Here is a 20,032-nt window from a genome sequence, read left to right as displayed (position 1 = left end):
TATAAGGAGGTCCAATATGTCGAACATGGAAAACGTCAATTCGGAGCACGCCCAAGAAAAGACGAAAACCAAAAAGAAATGGATTACCCCGAAAACCTTTCCGTACATTCTCGTTTTCCCGGCCGTGCTGCTGTTTGTTGTCTTTACGGTGTATCCGGTCATTTCCTCGTTTCTATTGAGCTTTCAGGCGAGTGAAGGGGGCGTAATGAGCTTTGTCGGCTTCCAGAACTACATACGGCTCTTTAACGACGGGCTGTTTTACCAGTCGCTCATTAATACGTTTACCATTCTGATCATTCAGGTGCCGATCATGATTACGCTCGCGATTCTGCTTGCGGTCATGCTTAATTCAGCACTCATACGCTTTAACGGCTTTTTTCGGGTATCCTTTTTCCTTCCGTCCGTGACGGCGCTTGTTACAGCTTCGATCGTATTTATTATTCTTCTGGACGGCAACTACGGGATCGTCAACTACGTGCTTTCCACGATCGGCCTGGAAAAGGTGTCCTGGCTGAATGACCCATTCTGGGCGAAGGTGTCGATCATGCTCGTCGTTACGTGGCGCTGGACAGGCTACAATATGGTTATCCTGCTCGCCGGCCTTCAGAACGTCTCCCAGGATCTGTACGAGTCCGCTAGCATTGACGGCGCCGGCAAGGTGCGCCAGTTTTTCTACATTACCCTGCCGCAGCTGAAGCCGGTTATCCTGTTTACAGTCGTGCTTTCGACCATCGGTACGCTCCAGCTGTTTGACGAGCCGTATATTTTGACGAACGGCGGACCGAACAACAGCACCCTGACGGTTATTATGTACCTGTATGACCAGGGCTTCCGCTACTTTGACTTCGGCTACGCTTCGGCGATTGCTTATGTGCTCGTAATTATTATCGCTGTATTGTCCTGGATACAGCTGAGACTTGGGAGTGATCGGGATTGAGTACTTCAACAGCCAATACGCCAAAAAAACATCTGTCGAAAAAAATCGTGCTGTATGTCCTGCTTGCAGTAGGCGTCATTATCTCCATTTTTCCGTTCTACTGGATGGTGATCGGGGCAACCAATCCGTCGGGCGAGATCTTCGGGATTCCGCCGTCGCTGCTTCCCGGCACGTACCTGATCGAGAACTTTATCAACTTAAATGAATCCATCGGCATTCTGCGCGTCGTATTTAACTCGCTGTTTATTGCCATTTCGTTTACCGTGCTCAGCCTGCTCATATGCAGCGCGGCGGGCTACGCGTTTGCGAAGTTTAAGTTTAAAGGCCGCGACGTCATTTTCTTCGTGCTGCTGCTGTCGATGATGATTCCGTATCACGTAACATTAATTCCATTGTTCCGGATCTTCGTGGAGCTCAACTGGCTGAACACGTACCAGGCGGTCATTCTGCCACAGCTCGCGTATCCGTTCGCGATTTTCCTTATGCGCCAGAACATGCAGGCAATCCCGACGACGCTTCTGGAGGCTGCGCGGGTGGACGGCGCCGGGGAGTTCCGGATCTTCTTTAAAATTGTGCTGCCGACGATGCGTCCGGCACTAGCGGCTGTCGCGATCTTTTTGTTTATGTTCCAGTGGAACAACTTTATCTGGCCGCTCGTCGTGTTAAACTCCGGCGAAATGTACACGCTGCCGGTGGCGCTGTCGAGTCTGGTTGGCCTGTCAGACATTGATTACGGGCAGATTATGCTCGGGGCAGCCATTTCCGTCGTACCAATCATGGTCTTCTTCCTGGTTCTGCAGAAGCAGTTTATTGCCGGGATTCTCGGTGGTTCGGTCAAGGAATAGGTTTCTGAAAAGCAAAAATACTACAGCGGTGAAAGGATGATTCCTGTTGGCACGCGACTACCAATCCATTTTCCCCAAGCCGGGAACGCTTCTGCACGGGGCGGACTACAACCCCGAGCAGTGGCTCGATTATCCCGACAAGCTTGAAGATGATATCCGGCTGATGAAGGAAGCCAAATGCAACGTTATGTCGGTCGGCATCTTTTCCTGGGCGAGCCTGGAGCCGGAGGAAGGGACGTTTACGTTCGGCTGGCTTGACCAGATTCTCGATCAGTTCCAGGCGAACGGCATCTACGCCTTTCTGGCATCGCCGAGTGGTGCCCGGCCCGCGTGGATGTCGGAAAAGTACCCGGAGGTGCTGCGGGTAAACGAGCACCGGCAGCGCAACCTGCACGGGCTGCGCCATAATCACTGCTATACGTCGCCGGTCTACCGGGAAAAGACAGAACAGATGAACACCCGCCTCGCCGAACGCTACGCCCATCACCCGGCGGTGATCGGGCTACATATTTCAAACGAATACGGCGGCGAGTGCCACTGTCCGCTCTGCCAGGCAGCGTTTCGCAAGTGGCTGAAAAACAAATACGGTACGCTCCAGCAGCTGAACCATGACTGGTGGACGACGTTCTGGAGTCACACGTATTCGTCCTGGGAACAGATTGAATCCCCGGCGCCGCACGGCGAAACGATGGTGCACGGGCTGAACCTGGACTGGAAACGGTTTGTTACCGACCAGACGATTGATTTTTATGAGCACGAGCTCCGTCCGTTCCGCGAAGCCAACCCGAAGCTGCCGGCAACCGCCAACTTTATGGAGGCCTTCGACGAACTGGATTATGCCAAATTCGCTAAAGTCGTCGATTTTATTTCCTGGGATTCGTACCCGACGTGGCATTACGCGGCTGATGACACGGATCTTGCTGCCTGGGTAGGCATGAACCATGACTGGTTCCGGGCAATGAAGGACGGCGAGCCGTTCTTTCTAATGGAAAGCACGCCGAGCACGACCAACTGGCAGCCACTCAGCAAGCTGAAAAAGCCGGGGGTGCATATGCTCTCATCCCTGCAGGCAGTCGCCCACGGCTCCGACTCGGTGCAGTATTTTCAGTGGCGGAAAAGCCGGGGCTCGAGCGAAAAGTTTCACGGCTCGGTGGTGGATCACGCCGGCCATAGCGAGACGAGGGTGTTCCGGGAAGTCGCTGAGCTTGGCCAGGCGCTCGAAGCCGCGGGAGAGCTAGCGGGAACGACGGTGCAGCCGGAAGTGGCGGTGATTTTTGATACCGAAAACCGCTGGGCAGTCAAGGACGCCCAGGGGCCGCGAAACAGCGGCATTCATTACGAAGCCACTGTGAAGGATCACTATAAGGCGTTCTGGAAGCAGGGTGTGCCGGTGGATGTGATTGGTATGGACAAAGACCTGTCGCCATACAAAGTGCTTGTTGCCCCGATGCTGTATATGGTGCGAGAAGGCGTGGGCGAAAAAATTGCCGAGTTTGTGAAAAACGGCGGCACGCTGATCACCACGTACTGGTCCGGCATTGTGGATGGACACGACCTGTGTTTTCTGGACGGGTTTCCGGGACCGCTCCGCGAGGTGCTCGGCATTTGGTCCGAGGAAATCGACAGCCTCGGCGACGGCGAAGAAAATACCATGATTAAGCGGGCAGACGTGCCGGAGCTCGGGGGCGAATACACGCTCACCGAGCTGTGCGACCTGATTCACACGGAAGGGGCGGAGGTGCTGGCTGCGTACCGGGACGATTTTTATGCCGGGCGGCCGGCACTTACCCGAAACCGTTACGGGGGCGGGCAGGCGTATTATATAGCCGCCCGCCCGGAGGAATCATTTTACGATGATTTCTACGCCTCCGTCCTGAGGGAGAGCGGGGTCGAACGTCTGGTGGACGTGCCGCTTCCGCATGGTATGACTGTCCAAAAACGCGAAAACAACAGCCATCAATACCTGTTTGTCTCCAACTTCAGCGAGCAAAAGCAGAGCCTGACGTCCAAGAAACTGACCGGAACGAACCTGGTGAGCGGGGAAGCAGTTCATGAAACGCTCACGCTCCCACCGCGCGGCATCACGATTATTAAACAGTCCAAGTAGGAGGCATTGTTATGCAAAGAGATTGGGAAGACTTAACCACGCTGCAGCGGAACCGCCGGGCGGCCCGGGCCTCATTCGTATCACAGAGCGAAGCGGGAGGCGCGCGGAACGTCACGCTGCTGAACGGTGACTGGAAATTTCACTATGCACCGTCGCCGGAGGAGGCACCGGAAGGCTTTCATGCACCGGACTTTTCCGATGCAAACTGGGATACGCTCGCCGTGCCGTCGCACTGGCAGCTGCACGGCTACGGGCGTCCGCATTACACAAACGTGATTTATCCGTTTCCGGTGGACCCGCCAAACATTCCGTCCGAAAATCCTACCGGAAGCTACCGGCGGACCTTTGAACTGGCGGAGGTGCCGGAGGGCCACACGGTGCTTTTGGCCTTTGAAGGCGTCGACAGCGCCTTTCACGTCTGGGTGAACGGCCAGTTAGCCGGCTACAGCCAGGGCAGCCGGGTGCCAGGTGAATTTGATGTGACGGAGCTTGTGAATGCCGGCACCAATCATATCGCCGTGCGGGTGTACCAGTGGTCGGACGGCAGCTACATCGAAGACCAGGATATGTGGTGGATGAGCGGCATTTTCCGCGACGTGTCCGTGCAGGTGAAGCCGCCCGTCTATGTGAATGACTTTTTCGTTCGTACTCTGCTCGACGAGGAGTACCGGGACGCGGTCTGCCGGATAGACGTGCACACAAACCGGGCGGAGGAAGCCTATACGGTCGACGCCTATCTGTATGACGGGGCAGAAGAAATCGGTACGGCGCAGCTGCCGGCGGACAGCTCGGGAACAAGCGCGGATATGCACGTAGCGAATCCAAACAAATGGTCGGCGGAGTCGCCGTATCTATATCAGCTCGTGCTCGTGGTACGAGACGACAGCGGGGAAGAAGTGGACCGGGTTGTCCACGACATTGGCTTCCGATCTGTCGAACTGAAGGGCGGTGTCTTTCTCGTGAACGGCGTGCCGATTACGCTGAAGGGTGTAAACCGCCACGACCACGATCCGGAAACCGGACGGGCGGTGAGTGCGGCACGCATGGAAGAAGACGTGCTGTTAATGAAGCAGAACAATATTAACGCCGTGCGCACCGCGCATTATCCGAACGCGCCGGCCTTTTACGACCTGTGTAACCGTTACGGACTGTATGTGATCGATGAAGCAGACCTGGAGTGCCACGGCTTTGATGTGATAAACGACTGGAGCCAGCTCAGCCAGGATCCGGAATGGAAAGAGGCCTATCTGGACCGGATGGTGCGGATGGTGGAACGCGACAAAAACCACCCGTCGATCATCATGTGGTCGCTTGGCAATGAGTCCGGCTTCGGCCCGAATCACCAGGCAATGGCCGACTGGGCGAAGGATCGTGACCCGGGGCGTCTCGTGCACTATGAAGGCGAAACACGCCAGCTGATGAATGAAGCAGCGGTACGGAATCAGCCGGATCAGGACCCGACCGCCTCCGACGTGTTTACGACCATGTACACAAGTGTCGAAGTGATGGACCGGCTCGGGGCACGCACGGATTATGAAAAACCGCACATTCTGTGTGAATACGCGCACGCGATGGGTAACGGTCCGGGCGGGCTGAAGGAATACTGGGAAGCGATCCGCCGCCACGACCGGCTTCAGGGCGGGTTCGTCTGGGAATGGATCGACCAGGGCATTTTAAGTACGACGGATGATGGTAAGAAGTATTTCGCTTACGGCGGCGACTTCGGGGAATATCCGCACGACGGCAACTTCGTCATTGACGGTCTGTTGATGCCGGACCGCACACCTTCCCCGGCGCTCCGGGAATACAAAAAAATCATCCAGCCGATCTGGATGGAAGCGGATAATGAGGGGAATTACCGGATCGTGAATGAGTATGATTTTCTCGGCACGGAACACCTCGCGTGGCACTGGCAGGTGAAAATCGACGGCACCACTGTTCAGGCAGGCGAGCTCCGCGGTATTGAAGTACCGGCGCGCACGTCGCAGCTGCTCAGTATTCCGTATGAAACCGTGGAAGCTGAAGCCGGCGAAGAGGTAGTGCTGTCGGTGGAATGCTCGCTGAAGGAAGACACACCGTGGGCACCGGCGGGCCACGAAATTGCCTGGAGCGAGCACGTGCTGCAGGAGGCAGTGCTTCCGGGTGACATGCCGGTCGAAAGCGACAGTGCATCTGCGCTCACGGTGACAAGGACGCCCACGGAATGGATTATTTCCGGGGAAATAACGCACCTCGCGTTCTGCAGGCAGACGGGCAGAATGAACGCATGGACGCACAACGGGGAGCCGCTGATCGAGCACGGGCCGAAGCTGAATCTGTGGCGGGCGCCGATTGATAATGACCGCTGGGGGCAGAAGGAATGGAAGCCAGTACCATCGGAGACCACGTGGAAATTGTCCGGGCTCCATTATCTGCTTACGCGGACAAAAAAAGTCGAAGTGACCGAACACGGCGAAGTGGTGTATGTGGCCGTTCAGGAAAGCGTCGCGCCCCCGGGGCTTGCGTGGGGGATGGATGTCGATTGGACATATATTATTGCGCCCTCGGGGACGGTGGATATAGATGTTTCTGTGGTGCCGCACGGCGATTATCCGGAAACACTGCCCCGGATCGGCATGGAATGGACGGTGCCTAAGTCGATGCAGCAGGTGGACTGGCTCGGCCTGGGGCCGGGAGAGGCTTATCGCGATAGCCGGCAGTCGGTGCGCCGCGGCTCCTGGTCGTCCCCGGTGCCGGAGCTGATGACGCCGTACATTTTTCCGCAGGAAAATGGAAACCGCCACAACGTACGCGAAGTAACCATCAAAGGAGGAGCTGTATCGCTAACGGCGGAGGCCCGCGGCGAGCGCTTTGACTTTACAATTCAGGAGTATACCCGGGAAAATATGGAACAGGCCCGTCACCGTCATGAACTGGTGAAAGCGGACTATGTGACGGTGCAGCTCGACCACCAGCAGCACGGGCTGGGTTCAGCCAGCTGCGGCCCGGATGTGCTGGAGCCGTACCGGCTGTACACCGAGCCTTTCCATTTTCAGCTGCGTCTGTGTGGGGAATAGGACATAGAAAATCCGCGCAGGTTCTATGCATTGCATCAGGGCACGTGGAAGAAGAACCAGGGGCCGCGAAACGGGGGAAACAGTTATGCAAACCGGCAGTTTTCAATGGATGAAGTCCATTAATAAATCGATTGTCTTAAATAAAATCCGTAGCGAGGGCCCGATCTCACGTGCTCAGATTGCGAAAGAAACAAATCTGACGCCGCCGACGGTAAGCGCGAATGTGCGTGAGCTGATCGAGCAGGGCATCGTCAAAGAAAGCCGTCTCGGCGATTCCCAGGGCGGCCGGAAACCGACGATGCTTGTGATCAACAGCAGCGATTTTTATATTATCGGCCTCGACGCCGGTCCGACAGAAGTGGAATTCGGCCTTGCCGACCTGTCCGGCACAGTCATTCATCACCTGAGAGCAAACATTAACCTGATGGAGGAAACGGCGTTTTTGAATGTCGTGAAAAAAGGGATCCATGATTTACTGAATGAAATACCGCTCATGCGGGATAAAGTGATCGGTATCGGTGTGGCCATGCACGGAGTCGTCGATATTTCGACAGGAACCTCGTTGTTTGCGCCGAACCTGCATCTTCGAAACATACCGATTAAAGAAGAACTGGAAAAGGAATTTGGCTTTCTCGTTAAAGTGGAAAACGATGCGCGCGCCATGGCGCTCGGTGAAGCCTGGTTTGGGAGCGGTGAAAATGTTACGAGCATGGTCGCGGTGAACGTTGGCCGCGGAATCGGCTCGGGCGTCGTGATCAATGGGGAGCTCTACCACGGGGAATACGACATCGCCGGGGAGCTTGGGCATATGGCAATTGACGTGCACGGCCGCCGCTGTGCGTGCGGAAGCAACGGCTGTCTGCAGACAGTCGCTTCCGGCCCGGCGGTTGCGGAGCGGGCTGTGGAAAGCTTAAAAAATCATTCCGAGAGCAAGATATGGGAATTAATCGAGGGCGACCTGGGGCGTGTGAGCGGAGAAATCATATTTACCGCCGCTGAGGCGGGGGATCCGCTCGCAGCCGACATTCTCCGCCAGACCGGCGAATATCTCGGCATCGGGCTCACTAATCTGATTCATATTATCAACCCGACCAAAATCATTATCGGCGGCGGGGTCTCAGCCTCCGGGAAGTACGTGCTCGACCAGATCCGGCAGACCATTCAGGAGCGTGCTCTCACCCAGCAGGCCAAGCAGACGAAAGTCGTCATTACCGAATTCGGTAGCCAGGCAACGATGCTGGGCGCGGTGGCGCTGCTGCTCGTGGAACTGTTTCAGCCGCAGTGAAGTAAGCTTTTCTCATAAAACATTCACCATTCATGTCTAAATTTCCTTTCTTCTGGGAATAGATGGAGGAAAGGAGTTGTCACTGATGAGAAACACATTCATTGCTGCTCAGATACGTTCGGATCGTTGGGAAGACATCGGATCTCTTTTTCGTGATAGTGCAATTGTTAACTTTGAACAGGCGAAGGAGCGAAAGGAAGGATTACTTATTCCTTTTTTCTACGATGAATATATGATGTGGAAGCCGGAAACGTACGAGCTGCTGGAAGAACTGCAGGGACGTCCGGTACACATAGAGGAGCTTGCCTCCTGCCGTTTGACCGGTTTTCGGCACGAATTGGTTCTTTCGATCACCGATTGGGAAATCACCCCGGAAGGCATTATGGCCAGGCAGTACCAGAACCACGAAAAAACGACACCAAATGTGCAGCTGATATAAATGAGAGAAGGCAGGACCCGGTTCGGGTGCTGCTTTTTTCGTGCAGGCCGCATATCGTTTTCAATGTCAGGTTCATGTTAGACTGAAATAGAATATTTTAGGATAGAAAGGGACGGAAGACGCAACAGTCTTTCGAGGTCATTGCTTTATGAATTCACGTGTTTACTTACTGGCGGTGTCGGCGTTTATCGTCGGCATGGTCGAGCTGATTATCAGCGGCATTCTTCCGCTCATTTCGGACGATTTAGGGGTTTCTATTGCGATTGCGGGCCAGCTGATTACAATTTTTGCCCTCGTGTTTGCGGTGGCAGGGCCGCTACTTTTGTCATTTACGTCCAACGTGGAGAGAAAAACCGTCTACATGTGGGCGCTTGCGGTGTTTGCCATCGCGAATATCGGTGCAAGCTTTGCTCCGACGTTTGCGGTGCTGATGGCCGCCCGGTTTGTGACAGCGGCCAGCGCCGCTCTCATTATCGTGCTCGCACTCACGATGGCACCGAAGCTTGTGGAAGCCAAATACCGCTCCCGCAGCATCGGACTCGTCACGATGGGCGTGAGCTCGGCGCTCGTGCTCGGGGTGCCGCTCGGCGTGCTTATCGGCGAGGCGTTCGGCTGGCGGATCATCTTTGTCATGATCGCAGTGCTGACGGTGCTGATCGGTGCGCTCATGGTCCGCTTTCTGCCGCGCATGCAGCCGGAGCAGGTGGTCACGGTCGGCCAGCAGATCCGCTCGCTCAAAGATATCAAGATCGTCGGCATTCACAGCGTGACGCTGCTCGTGCTTGCGGGCCACTACACGCTGTACGGCTACTTTAATCCGTTCATGCAGGAAACGATGGGGCTGAACTCGTTCTGGATCAGCGCCATGTTCTTCATCTTCGGTGCCGCTGCGGTCTCCGGCGGAGGCGTCGGCGGCTGGCTGACCGACCAGTTCGGATCCAAAAAAATGTCGCTTACGTTCATCGCATCGTTTGCGGTGATCCTATTCATCCTGCCGTTTGCGACAAACTCGATGGCTCTCTTTATCGCAGCTGTCATCATCTGGGGTATTCTCAGCTGGTCGATCGCCCCGGCGCAGCAGAGTTATTTGATTGCAGTCGCCCCGGAAACGTCGGACATCCAGCAGAGCGTCAACACATCGGCGCTCCAGGTTGGTATTGCGATTGGTTCCATTCTCGGCGGCATCGTCGTGGAACAATCCGTCGTCGCAGCCACCTCCTGGGCCGGAAGTGCACTCGTCGTAGTCGCCATGGGAATTGCGCTGATGGCGTACCGGGCGCCGCGCGTGCGGGGGAGTGAAGCGAAAACGTAAACGATCAGAAAAAACAATTGAAATTCAGCCCAAAAACAGCTATGATAAAGATGTTCATAAAGCTGTAACATTTAAACATCGCGGCAGCGGTCCTGTTGGCGGTTTTAAATGAGTATAATCTTGGAAACGATTACATTGGTATTTCGGCAGAGGTCCTGCCTGAAGCTAAGCGTCGTTCTGTTTTCGTCTGGGGATTTTTCTCCCGGCGGCACAGGCGGCGCTTTTTTTTATTACATATTGGGGAGTGAGAAAGATGAGTAAAACAAAAAACCGCTGGCTGATTGCGCTCGCGGCTGTCGGGATTCATATTTCCATCGGCTCGGTCTACGCCTGGAGTGTCTTCACCAATCCGCTCATTAACACGTATGGCTGGAATTTAAGCGCGGTGTCGCTGACGTTTAGTATTGCGATTCTGTTTCTGGGGCTTTCGGCCGCCTTTATGGGCCATTTCGTTGAAAAGCACGGGCCGCGGGTGTCGGGAATGGTGGCCGCGAGCTTTTTCGGCTTCGGCATGATCGGATCCGGGGCGGCGACGATGCTGGAGTCCCTGTGGCTGTTGTACATAACGTACGGAATACTTGGCGGGATTGGCCTTGGCATCGGCTACATTACCCCGGTGTCGACGCTTGTGAAATGGTTCCCGGACCGCCGGGGGCTCGCGACCGGCCTTGCCATTATGGGATTTGGCTTTGCGGCCATGATCGCAAGCCCGGTGATGGCGTCTCTCATTGAAGGCGTCGGTATTCCATGGACGTTTTTCATTTTGGGGGCCGTGTATTTCACGGTGATGATGAGCTCGGCGCTGTATCTCGAGCGTCCGCCGGAGGGCTACATGAAGGAATACGCAGCTGCTGGAAAACAGAAACCGGACATGGCGCAGCTGACGGCGAATGAAGCAGTCAAGACGCGCCGCTTCTGGTACCTGTGGGTGATGCTGTTCATTAACGTGACGTGCGGAATTGCGATTTTATCGGTCGCTTCCCCGATGGCTCAGGAAATTGCCGGGCTGTCGGCGGCCGCCGCGGCAACGACAGTTGGTCTGATGGGCTTTTTCAACGGCGCGGGCCGGATTGCCTGGGCGAGCATTTCCGACTATCTCGGTCGCCCGAATGTTTACACGGCATTTTTCCTGATCCAGATTGTCACTTTCTTTGCGCTGCCGAACCTGACCGTGGCACTCTTGTTCCAGCTGGCACTGTTTTTGATCATGACGTGCTACGGCGGAGGCTTTGCTTCCATCCCGGCCTATATCGGCGATATCTTTGGCACCAAGCAGCTGGGCGCCATTCACGGCTACGTGCTGACTGCCTGGGCGGCTGCCGGGCTTGCCGGACCGCTGCTGGCCTCCTGGATCCGCAGCGTCACCGAGAGCTACGCGCTCACGCTTTCGATTTTTGGCAGCATGTTTATCGTCGCACTTCTCGTATCCCTGCTGATCCGGGTCGACATCCGCCAGCTGAAGCAGGCAAACGCTGAGCCGGCCAAAAAAGAGAGACTTTCGAGTTGATTTTTCCGGCCGCCGGGCATAAAATTTAGAGAGCTTAATATAGTAAAGGTGAAAAAAATGAGCAAATACGAAGCTGAGTTCAGCAACCTGGTCAAAGCATTTCGCAAACGGCATATGGGCAAGGGCCCGGGCAAAATCAGCACGACCTTCTGCAAGCACTGGGCCATCTGTGAGATGGAGGGCAATCTGTCGCCGGTGGAAAAGTTTATTGCCGCCGCGGACAACGGGGAACAGATGCTGCGGGCGGCCCGGACCGAGATGGTCAAGGACATGTACAAAAAGAACCATCCGGTGGAGATGGAGGAATTCCTCGGCAGCACGTTCGTCGATTTGTATGTGGATATTGATATCGAAAAGGACTTTGGCATGTCGATCTTTGTATTCAGTGACAACATTCAGGAGAAATTTACTTAAACATACAGCCGGTTAGGCACTTCGCAGCGACCCTGCAAAAGACTCAACCGCTTTGCGCTCCGGGCGATTCAGGCTCCGGGGCGTGAAGTGGTTTTTTTATTATTACATATAGAGGAGTGGTCAGTTATGGGAGAGACAAAGCATCAGGGACCAATGAAAAAAGCAAAAATGCCGGCACCGGAGCACTGGGTAAGCCCGATTCCGTTCGGGCTCGGCAAAGTAAAGCCAAAGCATATCCGGGATACGATGAAGATTGCCTGGAATAATAAGGACAACCTCGGCTACGCCAAAAATATTATTACAAAGGGCGTCTGTGACGGCTGCGCGCTCGGGGTCTCCGGGCTGTATGACCAGACGCTCAGCGGGCCGCACATCTGTACGACACGGCTGAACGTCCTGCGGCTGAATACGATGCCCGCAGTGGAGGACGAGATTTTAAATAAGGATATTGATGAGCTGCGTGAATACTCGAGCACTGAGCTGCGCGAGCTTGGCCGCGTGCCTTATCCAATGATCCGCCGCAAGGGGGAGCGCAAATTTTCCCGGCTCAGCTGGGATGAGGCCATGGACACGATTGCGGATAAAATGAAAGCACTGGATCCGAAGCAGTATGCGTTTTACCTGACATCTCGCGGTATTACGAACGAATCCTATTACGTGGCTGCCAAGGTTTCACGGTTTCTCGGAGCGAATCATATCGACAACGCGTCGAGAATCTGCCACTCGCCGAGCAAGACGGCGCTCAAGCGCTCCGTCGGCGTCGGAGCATCGACAGCCAACTATCAGGACTGGATCGGCACCGACGTGCTGATGTTCTGGGGGAGCGTGGCGTCCAACAGCTCCCCGGTCTCCACTAAGTACATGCTGGAAGCGAAGAAAAAGGGGACAAAAATAATCGTCATCAATCCGTACCGCGAGCCGTCGATGGATGAGTACTGGATTCCGTCGAATCCGGAGTCGGCACTTTTCGGAACCAAGGTGGCGGATGATTTTTACCAGATTAATATCGGCGGCGACATTGCGTTTATGCACGGCATCATGAAGCACTGGTTCGATATGGAGGAAGAGGCACCGGGTTCCGCGATCAATCATTCCTTCGTCGAGGAGCACGTGAATGGCTATGAGGAGCTGAAGCAGCAGGTTGCTGCTCAGTCCTGGGAGGAAATTACGGCGTCCTCCGGGGTAACGCAGGAGCGGATTATTGAGCTGTCCGATCTGCTCGCCCGCAGCAAAAATGCGGTGTTCGCCTGGGCCCTCGGGCTGACGATGCATTCCTTTGCGACCGACAACATTTCGCAGGTGGCTAATCTCGCGCTTTTGCGAGGTTTTCTCGGACGCCAGTACAGCGGCCTGATGCCGTTTCGCGGCCACTCGAGCGTGCAGGGAAGCGGGGAAATGGGTGCCGACCCGTTTGTGCTTCCGGGCGGTGACTTTAAGGGCGGTAACATCGAACGGATTGAGAAGCTATGGGGTTTTGAGGTGCCGAAATGGCAGGGCGATGTGGTCGGCGTGACGCTTGAAAACATTATGCTCCCACAAGATCACGAACGTAAAATCAAAATGTACTACCTGTCCGGCGGGAATTTCCTTGAGACGATGCCGGATCCGGCCTTTGTAGAACAGGCGCTCTCGGAGCTTGACGTCCGCGTTCATCAGGACATTATCCTGAATACGTCGACGCTTGTGGACGCGAAAGAAGCGGTGATTGTATTGCCGGCTAAAACCCGCTACGAGCAGGAGGACGGCGGAACATCAACGTCGACCGAGCGGATGGTTTACTTTTCCCCGGAAATTGAAGGCAACAAAAATAAAATCGAAGAAGCACGCGCGGAATGGAAGATCTACATTGACCTCGCCAAACGCGTGAAGCCGGAAACCGCCCACCTGGTTGATTTCAAGGACGGCTACGAGGTGCGCGAGGAAATGGCGAAGGCAAACCCGAACTACGACGGTGTCCAGCATTTGAAAAAGCAGGGTGACGTGTTCCAGTGGGGTGGTGCGTGGCTGTGCGAAGGCGGCGTCTGCCCGACACCGGACGGCCGCGGCAATCTGATCCCGGTCGAAATCCCGGATTTAAACCGGCAGCCGGGAGACTTTTACCTCACGACCCGGCGGGGCAAGCAGTTTAATTCAATGGTGTACAAAACGACCGATCCGATCAACGGCGCAGAGCGGTACGATGTGCTGATGAATGAAGCGGATGCCAGAGCCAACCGGCTCACGGACGGCGAAGCGGTGGTGCTGTACAACCGGTACGGTGTGTTCCAGGGCCGGGTACGCATGGCTGATATGGCTCCGGGCAACCTGGGCGTCCATTTTCCAGAAGGTAACTTCCTGCTGCCAAAAGGACGCTACGAGCAGTTTGCAAAGATCCCGGATTACAATATCAGCGTAAAAGTGGAAAAAGCCGAAAAATTCAACGCCCGCAAGGATACCGAGTATCTGGAGAAACGGGTAGATGACCTCGAGGATACGCCGGGCGCGTAATGAAAGACTAATAGTATAAATGAAGAGCTGTCTATTGAACGAGCAGCTCTTTTGGCTTAACTAACTTACTGATTCTGGTGAACAGACGCAGTTGCGTCCCTGCCGTTTGGCCTGATACAGTGCTTGGTCTGCCAGCTCATACAAAGCATGGACGTTTTTTTCGGGCGCCGGGTAGGATCCAACCCCAATGGACACGGTAATGAATTGGGGAGCGGGTTGCCCGGAAAGGATAAACGGAGTGCGGGCGACATCAGTGCGGATACGCTCGGCAATGGTTAACGCGTGGGTTTCGTCGCAGTCATACAAAATCATGCCGAATTCCTCTCCACCGATGCGAAAAGCCACATCATCCGGCCGGATAGAAGCAACAATTACATGGCTGAGCTGCTTTAAAACCATATCGCCCTCAAGATGCCCGTATGTATCATTGATTTGTTTAAAGTAATCGATATCAAGAACCAACAGCGACAGGGGGCGGTTGCTTGCCGGATATTCCTCGGCGGCCTGCCCGAGCAGCTCCTGAAAGGCGCGCTGGTTGTAGAGCGTGGTTAAATTATCCCGGTAGGCCTGGTACTGGTAGCGGTTAAACATCTGGTTCACCTGCGTGAGATGGACAAACATATAAACCGCAATGGCCGTGCCCAAAAGAGAGGCGAAAGAATAAAAAAGAGCCGCAGCTGCCCATTTGTCGAAAGGCAGCAGCTGGGAAAGCAGCAGGGTCATGTACACATTGGTCACAAGCACCATCCAGCCCGCCCGCTGCCAGACGTTTTGAACAAGGGCGTGAATGAGAGCCCCTGAACCAACGCTCAGGCCGAGCAGCAGGATCGCGGGCACGGAAGACATGCTGAAATCCATCAGCAGCCGGCCGAACGCAAGAATACCTCCGGTAATCAGAGTCGGCATCCATCCGCCAAAAACCGCCATCAATGTGACCGGTACAAGGCGTAGATCAATGATGGTCGTTTCGTTCAGTGGAATTGTATATACGAGCAGGACAAGGCCAAGAAAGCCGCTGGCAATGCCGGCGGCCAATTTTTGTTTTACCGGGGAAGACGTGCTTAAAGGCGTCTTATACAATAAACGGTGAAACAAATAGATAAAGGATATGAGAATAGTAATGTTTATAAAAAATCCCGATAGCATAAAATCCTCCACGACTTCATGTTTTCCTGCCCGCAGAAAGGAATGCATCTTTCCGCCTGCGTGCCTGTACAGGCTTTCTTCTCAATCATATCATCTTTATTGCACAAAACCGCTTTTATCAAAAGAAATAGCATAAATGAGTAAAAAGGACATTTTATCAAAAGCCTGCCAGCTGATTATTTAGTACTAACGCGTCCTGATAAATCCAGAACCGAAAATAAAAAAAGCAGGGGTTATTTAAATGCGTTGACTTTCCAACCGATAAATAGTATAGGTTAATCAAGTCTAAATACCTAAAATATGTGGTGGATCACCAGAGGTGAACGTGATGGATATTACTTATGAATCGTACAGCCCCGGACTGGTTGTATTGTCTTTAATAATTGCCGCACTGGCCTCTTATACTGCTTTTCATGCGGCAGGGAGGCTGAAAACGTCGGGGACGAAGCATAAAGCCCTCTGGGCCATGAGCGGGGGCGTCTGTCTGGGCGGGGGCATCTGGTCGATGCATTTTATCGCCATGCTTGCCATCGACATGGGCATGCCTGTAACATACGACCCGCTTTTGCTCGCGCTGAGTATTGTATTTGCGGTAGCAGCAAGCTGGCTCGCTTTTCTGATTCTTCGATTTTTTCAGCCCCGTCTGCTCGTTCATCTTCTGGGAGCCATTTTAATTGGAAGCGGGATTGTATCGATGCACTATGTTGGCATGGCGGCCATGCAGATGGAAGCCGGGATGACGTACAATTCATTTTTAGTGGCGCTGTCTGTAGTGATTGCATTTTTTGCTTCGTTTACAGCTCTGCGTCTGCTTTCGCTCATCCCCCGGGTCCGGAACCGCCTGCGCCAGGAGGCCGGTTTTATTGGCAGCTCACTGCTGATGGGAGCGGCTATTGCGGGCATGCATTACACCGGCATGGCTGCTGCTTCCTTTGAACACAGCAGCGCCGGCATGGCTGTGGCCGGCCCGGAGGCGGTAAATGCCGATCTGCTGTCCATTTTCATCGGCATCGGAATTATGGGCATTTTGATCATTACGACAATCGTTGCGGTTTTTGACCGGCAGATGGAATTTAAAAAAGAACAGCTGCATTACATTGACAGCCTGTATCAGACTATTATTCATTCGGCGAACGACGCGATTATCACGTCGAATATGGATATGTTTATTATTTCCTGGAACCAGGCCGCCGAGCGGATTTTCGGGCACCGGGCAGCAGATATCGTCGGTCAATCGCTTTCGATTATTGTACCGGACGCTTACCGTAAACGAGTGGAATACTTTCATAAAAACGGTGAAGAAGTACAAAGCGGCTCACTCGTGGAGCTGGAGGGGGTTCACCGGGACGGCTACACGTTTCCGCTTGAGCTCTCTTTTTCCCGGCAGGAGAGCGGCGGCGAAAATATATATATTGGCATTATCCGGGACATTTCGGAGCGTGCCCGGCAGAATGAGCGTATCCAGGAGCTGATCTACCGGGATGATTTAACCCGGCTGCCGAACCGGCGCATGCTGAACGAGCAGCTGGCTGCCACCATTGACCGGCAGCCGGACAAGAAGCTTGCGGTGCTGTTTATAGACCTGGACCGATTTAAAAATGTCAACGACGTTTACGGACACCGCATCGGCGACGAACTGCTGGTTACCGCCTCTGCACGAATGGCTCAACTGCTGCGGGAGACTGATGTTCTTGCCCGCCAGAGCGGTGATGAGTTTGTTGTAGTGATGCCGGATGTAACAGGCTATCAGGCCGGGAACACGGCCCAGGCCATCCTGCAGACGCTGAACCAGGTGCTTTTGATCGAAGAAAACGAGCTGTTTATTTCCGGCTCCATCGGCATAAGTATGTATCCAGATGACGGGGAAACAGCCGAGGAACTGCTGAAGCACGCTGATACAGCCATGTATAAATCGAAAAACAACGGAGCAGGCCAGTACCGCTTTTTCACTTCGGATATGAACGACGAGGTATCCAAAAAGCTGATGCTCGAATCCGGTCTGCGCAAAGGCATGATCAGCGAAGAATTTCTGCTGTATTACCAGCCGCAGGTGGACGTGCTGACGGGGGAAGTGAAGGGATACGAAGCGCTGGTGCGGTGGGAGCACCCGGAGCTCGGCATGGTACCGCCGGCCGAATTCATCCCGCTTGCCGAGGAAACTGGACTGATCGTGCCGCTTGGGCGCTGGATTCTCCAGGAAGCGTGCCGGCAGATGGCGGCATGGAAAGAGGAGGGAAGCACCGTAACCCGGATGTCAGTGAATATTTCTACGCTGCAGTTCCAGCAGCCCGACTTTCTGAAAATGGTAACAGAGATTTTGGAAACCACCGGCCTGCCGCCAGAGTACCTGGAGCTTGAGCTGACCGAAAGCATCGTGCAGGATCTGGAGCATTCTGTTCCTTTAATGAAAAGCATCCGTGCCAAAGGCATTCGTATTTCTCTCGATGATTTTGGCACTGGCTACTCATCGCTCAGCTACCTGAAGGACTTTCCGATTAATACCCTGAAGATTGATAAAACCTTTATGGACAGCATCGAGGACGGCCAGCGCGAAGAAGCCATCGTGGAAAGCATTATCCATATGGCGCAGCGTCTCGGATTCAACGTGATCGCAGAAGGCATCGAAAAATGCTCGCAGCTGCGCCTGCTCTCAGAGAAAGCCTGCCAGGAGTACCAGGGATACTATTTTAGCCCGCCGCTCCCGGCCGAAGCCATCCGTGTATATAAAGGACAAAAAGACGAAGAACGGACGTCTTGATGGATGAAATGACCTGTGCAGGTGTGACCTGCGCGGGTTTTTTATATGGAAATTAAAATACAGATAGTGTAAATTAATCATTAAGACTTAGAACAAAAAGCTTAATTACGGGGGTCATTATGTCTCAGGTTCATTATTTTCCAAGGTATTCTCAAAAAGAAAACATGGTTACAAACAATACACTCCTGCTGTTTAATCGCTTATATAATTACAGCGCAGATACGTTTAATCAGTTTTTAAATAATTTAATTGAAAAAGAAGATCACGAGATCGATACAAGACTGGCATTTGAACAGCAGGTAAAAGCAAAAGAAAGCGTGCCGGACGGAGTAATACACCAGCAGAGTTTTAAAATCATTATTGAAACAAAGCTGTATGGCCAGGAGCACATTCAGCAGTTAATAAAACATCATAATTCTTTTAATAATGAAGATCAGCAGCTGCTTCTCTGGGTGAATAAGTCTCCTATTGATGAGGCTTATAAAGCAAAAATTATTAAAGAGTTAACAGCTATCAATGAACAGCAGGAAAATAAAATTATGTTCATCCCGGTGACGTTTAAAGAAATTTGCGATAAAACAGCGGAAGTTGTACAAAACCAATATTTCGGATTGGGAGAAGTAGTAGAGGATTACGCAGCGTTTTGTAATGAAGCAGGGTTAATTGATAACTCACATACTAAAATGAGAGTAGTATTGGCCAGTAAATCCCTGGAGCAGAACATAGAGCACGGAGTGTACTACGCTCCTTCTTCCCGTGGCTATCAGCAGCATAAGTACTTAGGTTTATACGGAAACAAGGCAGTACGTGGCATCGGTCAAATCACAAATAGTGCCGATATTGAGTACAACGAAGAAAGTGATGAATTTTCGGTAATTGCGACACAAATCGGGAATATTACTGAGAAACAAAAAAATACTATTAAACAAGTTATTCAGGAAGCAAAAGAAGAACAGGGCTTCTTAATTGCCAAAGGCCATCGTTTTTTCTTCGTGGATAAATTCGAAAAAACGGAGTATAAAAAGCCAACTCCCGGCGGATTAATGGGCCAGCGTTATTTTGATTTAGCAGATGTCCCAGGCTTCACTTCTATTTTAAGCACAAAAGAGATCGCTGAATTGCTGAATCATAGAGAGTGGGAAACGAAAACCTAGAACCTTCCAAATTCAGATTATTAGAGAAAAAAGCCCGTGCAGGCCGTATTTGCACGGGCTTTTTTCTATGGACTCATGTCAGCCGCTCAATTATTTCCTTATGTTCAGGGTAGGCCGCGGTGAGCTCGTCGCGAGCGAGCAGTTCGAAATCAGCAAACTCGAATCCGGGGACGACGACACAGCTGACCAGTGCGAATTGTTCGGGCTTGCGGACTTCGGCACCGAAAATGGCGCCCCCTGGCACAACGCCCTGAAGCACTTCACCGTTGGCTGGGTTCGGTCCAAGCGTCATTATTTCATGGCGGCCGCTCTCCGGGTGAATCATATGAACGTCGAGCGGAGCACCGGTATGAAAATACCACATTTCATCCGACTCTAGCTGATGCAGCCGGGACGGTTCGCCGGAGCGGACGAGAAAATGAATGCTCGTGTACTGCGCGCGGTTCCTTCCCTTAGCGGTAGTAATATTTTTCTCCGATTTCATCGTTTGCCGGAAAAAGCCGCCCTCCGGGTGCGGCTCCAGACGCAGCTGCGTGATCCAATCATCAGCGATGGACATAGATAAGCCTCCTTTAAGATATAATT

Annotated in this window: 15 protein-coding genes; 13 read left to right on the top strand and 2 right to left on the bottom strand. The window is 53.3% G+C overall.

Features of this window, described 5'->3' with window-relative positions:
• The first annotated feature begins 25 nt into the window (after positions 1-25).
• The 11 genes from CHL76_RS01185 to CHL76_RS01140 all read left to right on the top strand — a co-directional run bounded on the left by CHL76_RS01185 (position 26) and on the right by CHL76_RS01140 (position 14,389).
• Complete coding sequence (locus CHL76_RS01185) at positions 26-937, top strand: carbohydrate ABC transporter permease (RefSeq protein WP_094907720.1); 912 nt, start codon at positions 26-28, stop codon at positions 935-937.
• Positions 934-1,782 carry a carbohydrate ABC transporter permease gene (locus CHL76_RS01180; RefSeq protein ID WP_233133181.1) on the top strand — a complete coding sequence of 283 codons (849 nt, stop codon included), beginning with the start codon at positions 934-936 and terminating at the stop codon, positions 1,780-1,782. Before CHL76_RS01185 ends, CHL76_RS01180 begins: the two co-directional genes overlap by 4 nt.
• A gap of 46 nt (positions 1,783-1,828) precedes the next feature.
• A complete protein-coding gene (locus tag CHL76_RS01175; protein ID WP_233133180.1) occupies positions 1,829-3,889 on the top strand; it encodes a beta-galactosidase in 2,061 nt (686 codons plus the stop codon).
• 11 nt (positions 3,890-3,900) lie between these two features.
• Positions 3,901-6,945 carry a glycoside hydrolase family 2 TIM barrel-domain containing protein gene (locus CHL76_RS01170; RefSeq protein ID WP_094907607.1) on the top strand — a complete coding sequence of 1,015 codons (3,045 nt, stop codon included), beginning with the start codon at positions 3,901-3,903 and terminating at the stop codon, positions 6,943-6,945.
• An 85-nt stretch (positions 6,946-7,030) separates the two neighbouring features.
• Positions 7,031-8,230, top strand: coding sequence for an ROK family transcriptional regulator (locus tag CHL76_RS01165; RefSeq protein ID WP_094907606.1), 1,200 nt, complete (start codon positions 7,031-7,033; stop codon positions 8,228-8,230).
• A gap of 85 nt (positions 8,231-8,315) precedes the next feature.
• Entirely contained in the window at positions 8,316-8,669 is a 354-nt protein-coding gene (locus tag CHL76_RS01160) for a hypothetical protein (RefSeq protein ID WP_094907605.1), read from the top strand.
• A 148-nt stretch (positions 8,670-8,817) separates the two neighbouring features.
• Positions 8,818-9,981 (top strand): MFS transporter, encoded by a 1,164-nt coding sequence (locus CHL76_RS01155; protein WP_094907604.1) that lies wholly within the window; start codon positions 8,818-8,820, stop codon positions 9,979-9,981.
• Positions 9,965-10,093 (top strand): hypothetical protein, encoded by a 129-nt coding sequence (locus tag CHL76_RS17340; RefSeq protein ID WP_269845141.1) that lies wholly within the window; start codon positions 9,965-9,967, stop codon positions 10,091-10,093. Before CHL76_RS01155 ends, CHL76_RS17340 begins: the two co-directional genes overlap by 17 nt.
• A 141-nt stretch (positions 10,094-10,234) precedes the next feature.
• Positions 10,235-11,488 carry an L-lactate MFS transporter gene (locus CHL76_RS01150; protein WP_094907603.1) on the top strand — a complete coding sequence of 418 codons (1,254 nt, stop codon included), beginning with the start codon at positions 10,235-10,237 and terminating at the stop codon, positions 11,486-11,488.
• 57 nt (positions 11,489-11,545) lie between these two features.
• Positions 11,546-11,902: a Na-translocating system protein MpsC family protein gene (locus CHL76_RS01145; RefSeq protein WP_094907602.1), complete on the top strand. Its 357-nt coding sequence runs from the start codon at positions 11,546-11,548 to the stop codon at positions 11,900-11,902.
• A 126-nt stretch (positions 11,903-12,028) separates the two neighbouring features.
• Positions 12,029-14,389 (top strand): FdhF/YdeP family oxidoreductase, encoded by a 2,361-nt coding sequence (locus tag CHL76_RS01140; protein ID WP_094907601.1) that lies wholly within the window; start codon positions 12,029-12,031, stop codon positions 14,387-14,389.
• A 60-nt stretch (positions 14,390-14,449) separates the two neighbouring features.
• On the opposite strand, the gene CHL76_RS01135 is transcribed toward CHL76_RS01140, so the two are convergent.
• The gene (locus tag CHL76_RS01135; RefSeq protein WP_094907600.1) at positions 14,450-15,583 is read right to left on the bottom strand and encodes a GGDEF domain-containing protein; all 1,134 of its coding nucleotides are present in this window, start codon (positions 15,581-15,583) and stop codon (positions 14,450-14,452) included.
• Positions 15,584-15,863: 280 nt separating this feature from the next.
• Between CHL76_RS01135 and CHL76_RS01130 the strand changes: the two genes are divergently transcribed.
• Both CHL76_RS01130 and CHL76_RS01125 read left to right on the top strand, forming a co-directional pair.
• Positions 15,864-18,293, top strand: coding sequence for a bifunctional diguanylate cyclase/phosphodiesterase (locus tag CHL76_RS01130; RefSeq protein ID WP_094907599.1), 2,430 nt, complete (start codon positions 15,864-15,866; stop codon positions 18,291-18,293).
• 119 nt (positions 18,294-18,412) lie between these two features.
• Positions 18,413-19,447, top strand: a complete 1,035-nt coding sequence (locus tag CHL76_RS01125; protein WP_094907598.1) for a hypothetical protein — start codon at positions 18,413-18,415, stop codon at positions 19,445-19,447.
• Positions 19,448-19,520: 73 nt separating this feature from the next.
• On the opposite strand, the gene CHL76_RS01120 is transcribed toward CHL76_RS01125, so the two are convergent.
• Positions 19,521-20,006 (bottom strand): cupin domain-containing protein, encoded by a 486-nt coding sequence (locus CHL76_RS01120; RefSeq protein WP_094907597.1) that lies wholly within the window; start codon positions 20,004-20,006, stop codon positions 19,521-19,523.
• Between the last annotated feature and the right edge of the window lie 26 nt (positions 20,007-20,032).

Source organism: Marinococcus halophilus, assembly GCF_002265875.1.
Classification (GTDB): domain Bacteria; phylum Bacillota; class Bacilli; order Bacillales; family Marinococcaceae; genus Marinococcus; species Marinococcus halophilus.
This window is presented reverse-complemented; position numbering and strand designations above follow the sequence as displayed.

Excerpts from the sequence above, each read along its gene's own strand:
- CHL76_RS01185 (WP_094907720.1), top strand. The coding sequence starts at position 26 with ATGGAAAACGTCAATTCGGAGCACGCCCAAGAAAAGACGAAAACCAAA.
- CHL76_RS01170 (WP_094907607.1), top strand. The coding sequence starts at position 3,901 with ATGCAAAGAGATTGGGAAGACTTAACCACGCTGCAGCGGAACCGCCGG.
- CHL76_RS01165 (WP_094907606.1), top strand. The coding sequence starts at position 7,031 with ATGCAAACCGGCAGTTTTCAATGGATGAAGTCCATTAATAAATCGATT.
- CHL76_RS01160 (WP_094907605.1), top strand. The coding sequence starts at position 8,316 with ATGAGAAACACATTCATTGCTGCTCAGATACGTTCGGATCGTTGGGAA.
- CHL76_RS01155 (WP_094907604.1), top strand. The coding sequence starts at position 8,818 with ATGAATTCACGTGTTTACTTACTGGCGGTGTCGGCGTTTATCGTCGGC.
- CHL76_RS01150 (WP_094907603.1), top strand. The coding sequence starts at position 10,235 with ATGAGTAAAACAAAAAACCGCTGGCTGATTGCGCTCGCGGCTGTCGGG.
- CHL76_RS01145 (WP_094907602.1), top strand. The coding sequence starts at position 11,546 with ATGAGCAAATACGAAGCTGAGTTCAGCAACCTGGTCAAAGCATTTCGC.
- CHL76_RS01140 (WP_094907601.1), top strand. The coding sequence starts at position 12,029 with ATGGGAGAGACAAAGCATCAGGGACCAATGAAAAAAGCAAAAATGCCG.
- CHL76_RS01135 (WP_094907600.1), bottom strand. The coding sequence starts at position 15,583 with ATGCATTCCTTTCTGCGGGCAGGAAAACATGAAGTCGTGGAGGATTTT.
- CHL76_RS01130 (WP_094907599.1), top strand. The coding sequence starts at position 15,864 with ATGGATATTACTTATGAATCGTACAGCCCCGGACTGGTTGTATTGTCT.
- CHL76_RS01125 (WP_094907598.1), top strand. The coding sequence starts at position 18,413 with ATGTCTCAGGTTCATTATTTTCCAAGGTATTCTCAAAAAGAAAACATG.
- CHL76_RS01120 (WP_094907597.1), bottom strand. The coding sequence starts at position 20,006 with ATGTCCATCGCTGATGATTGGATCACGCAGCTGCGTCTGGAGCCGCAC.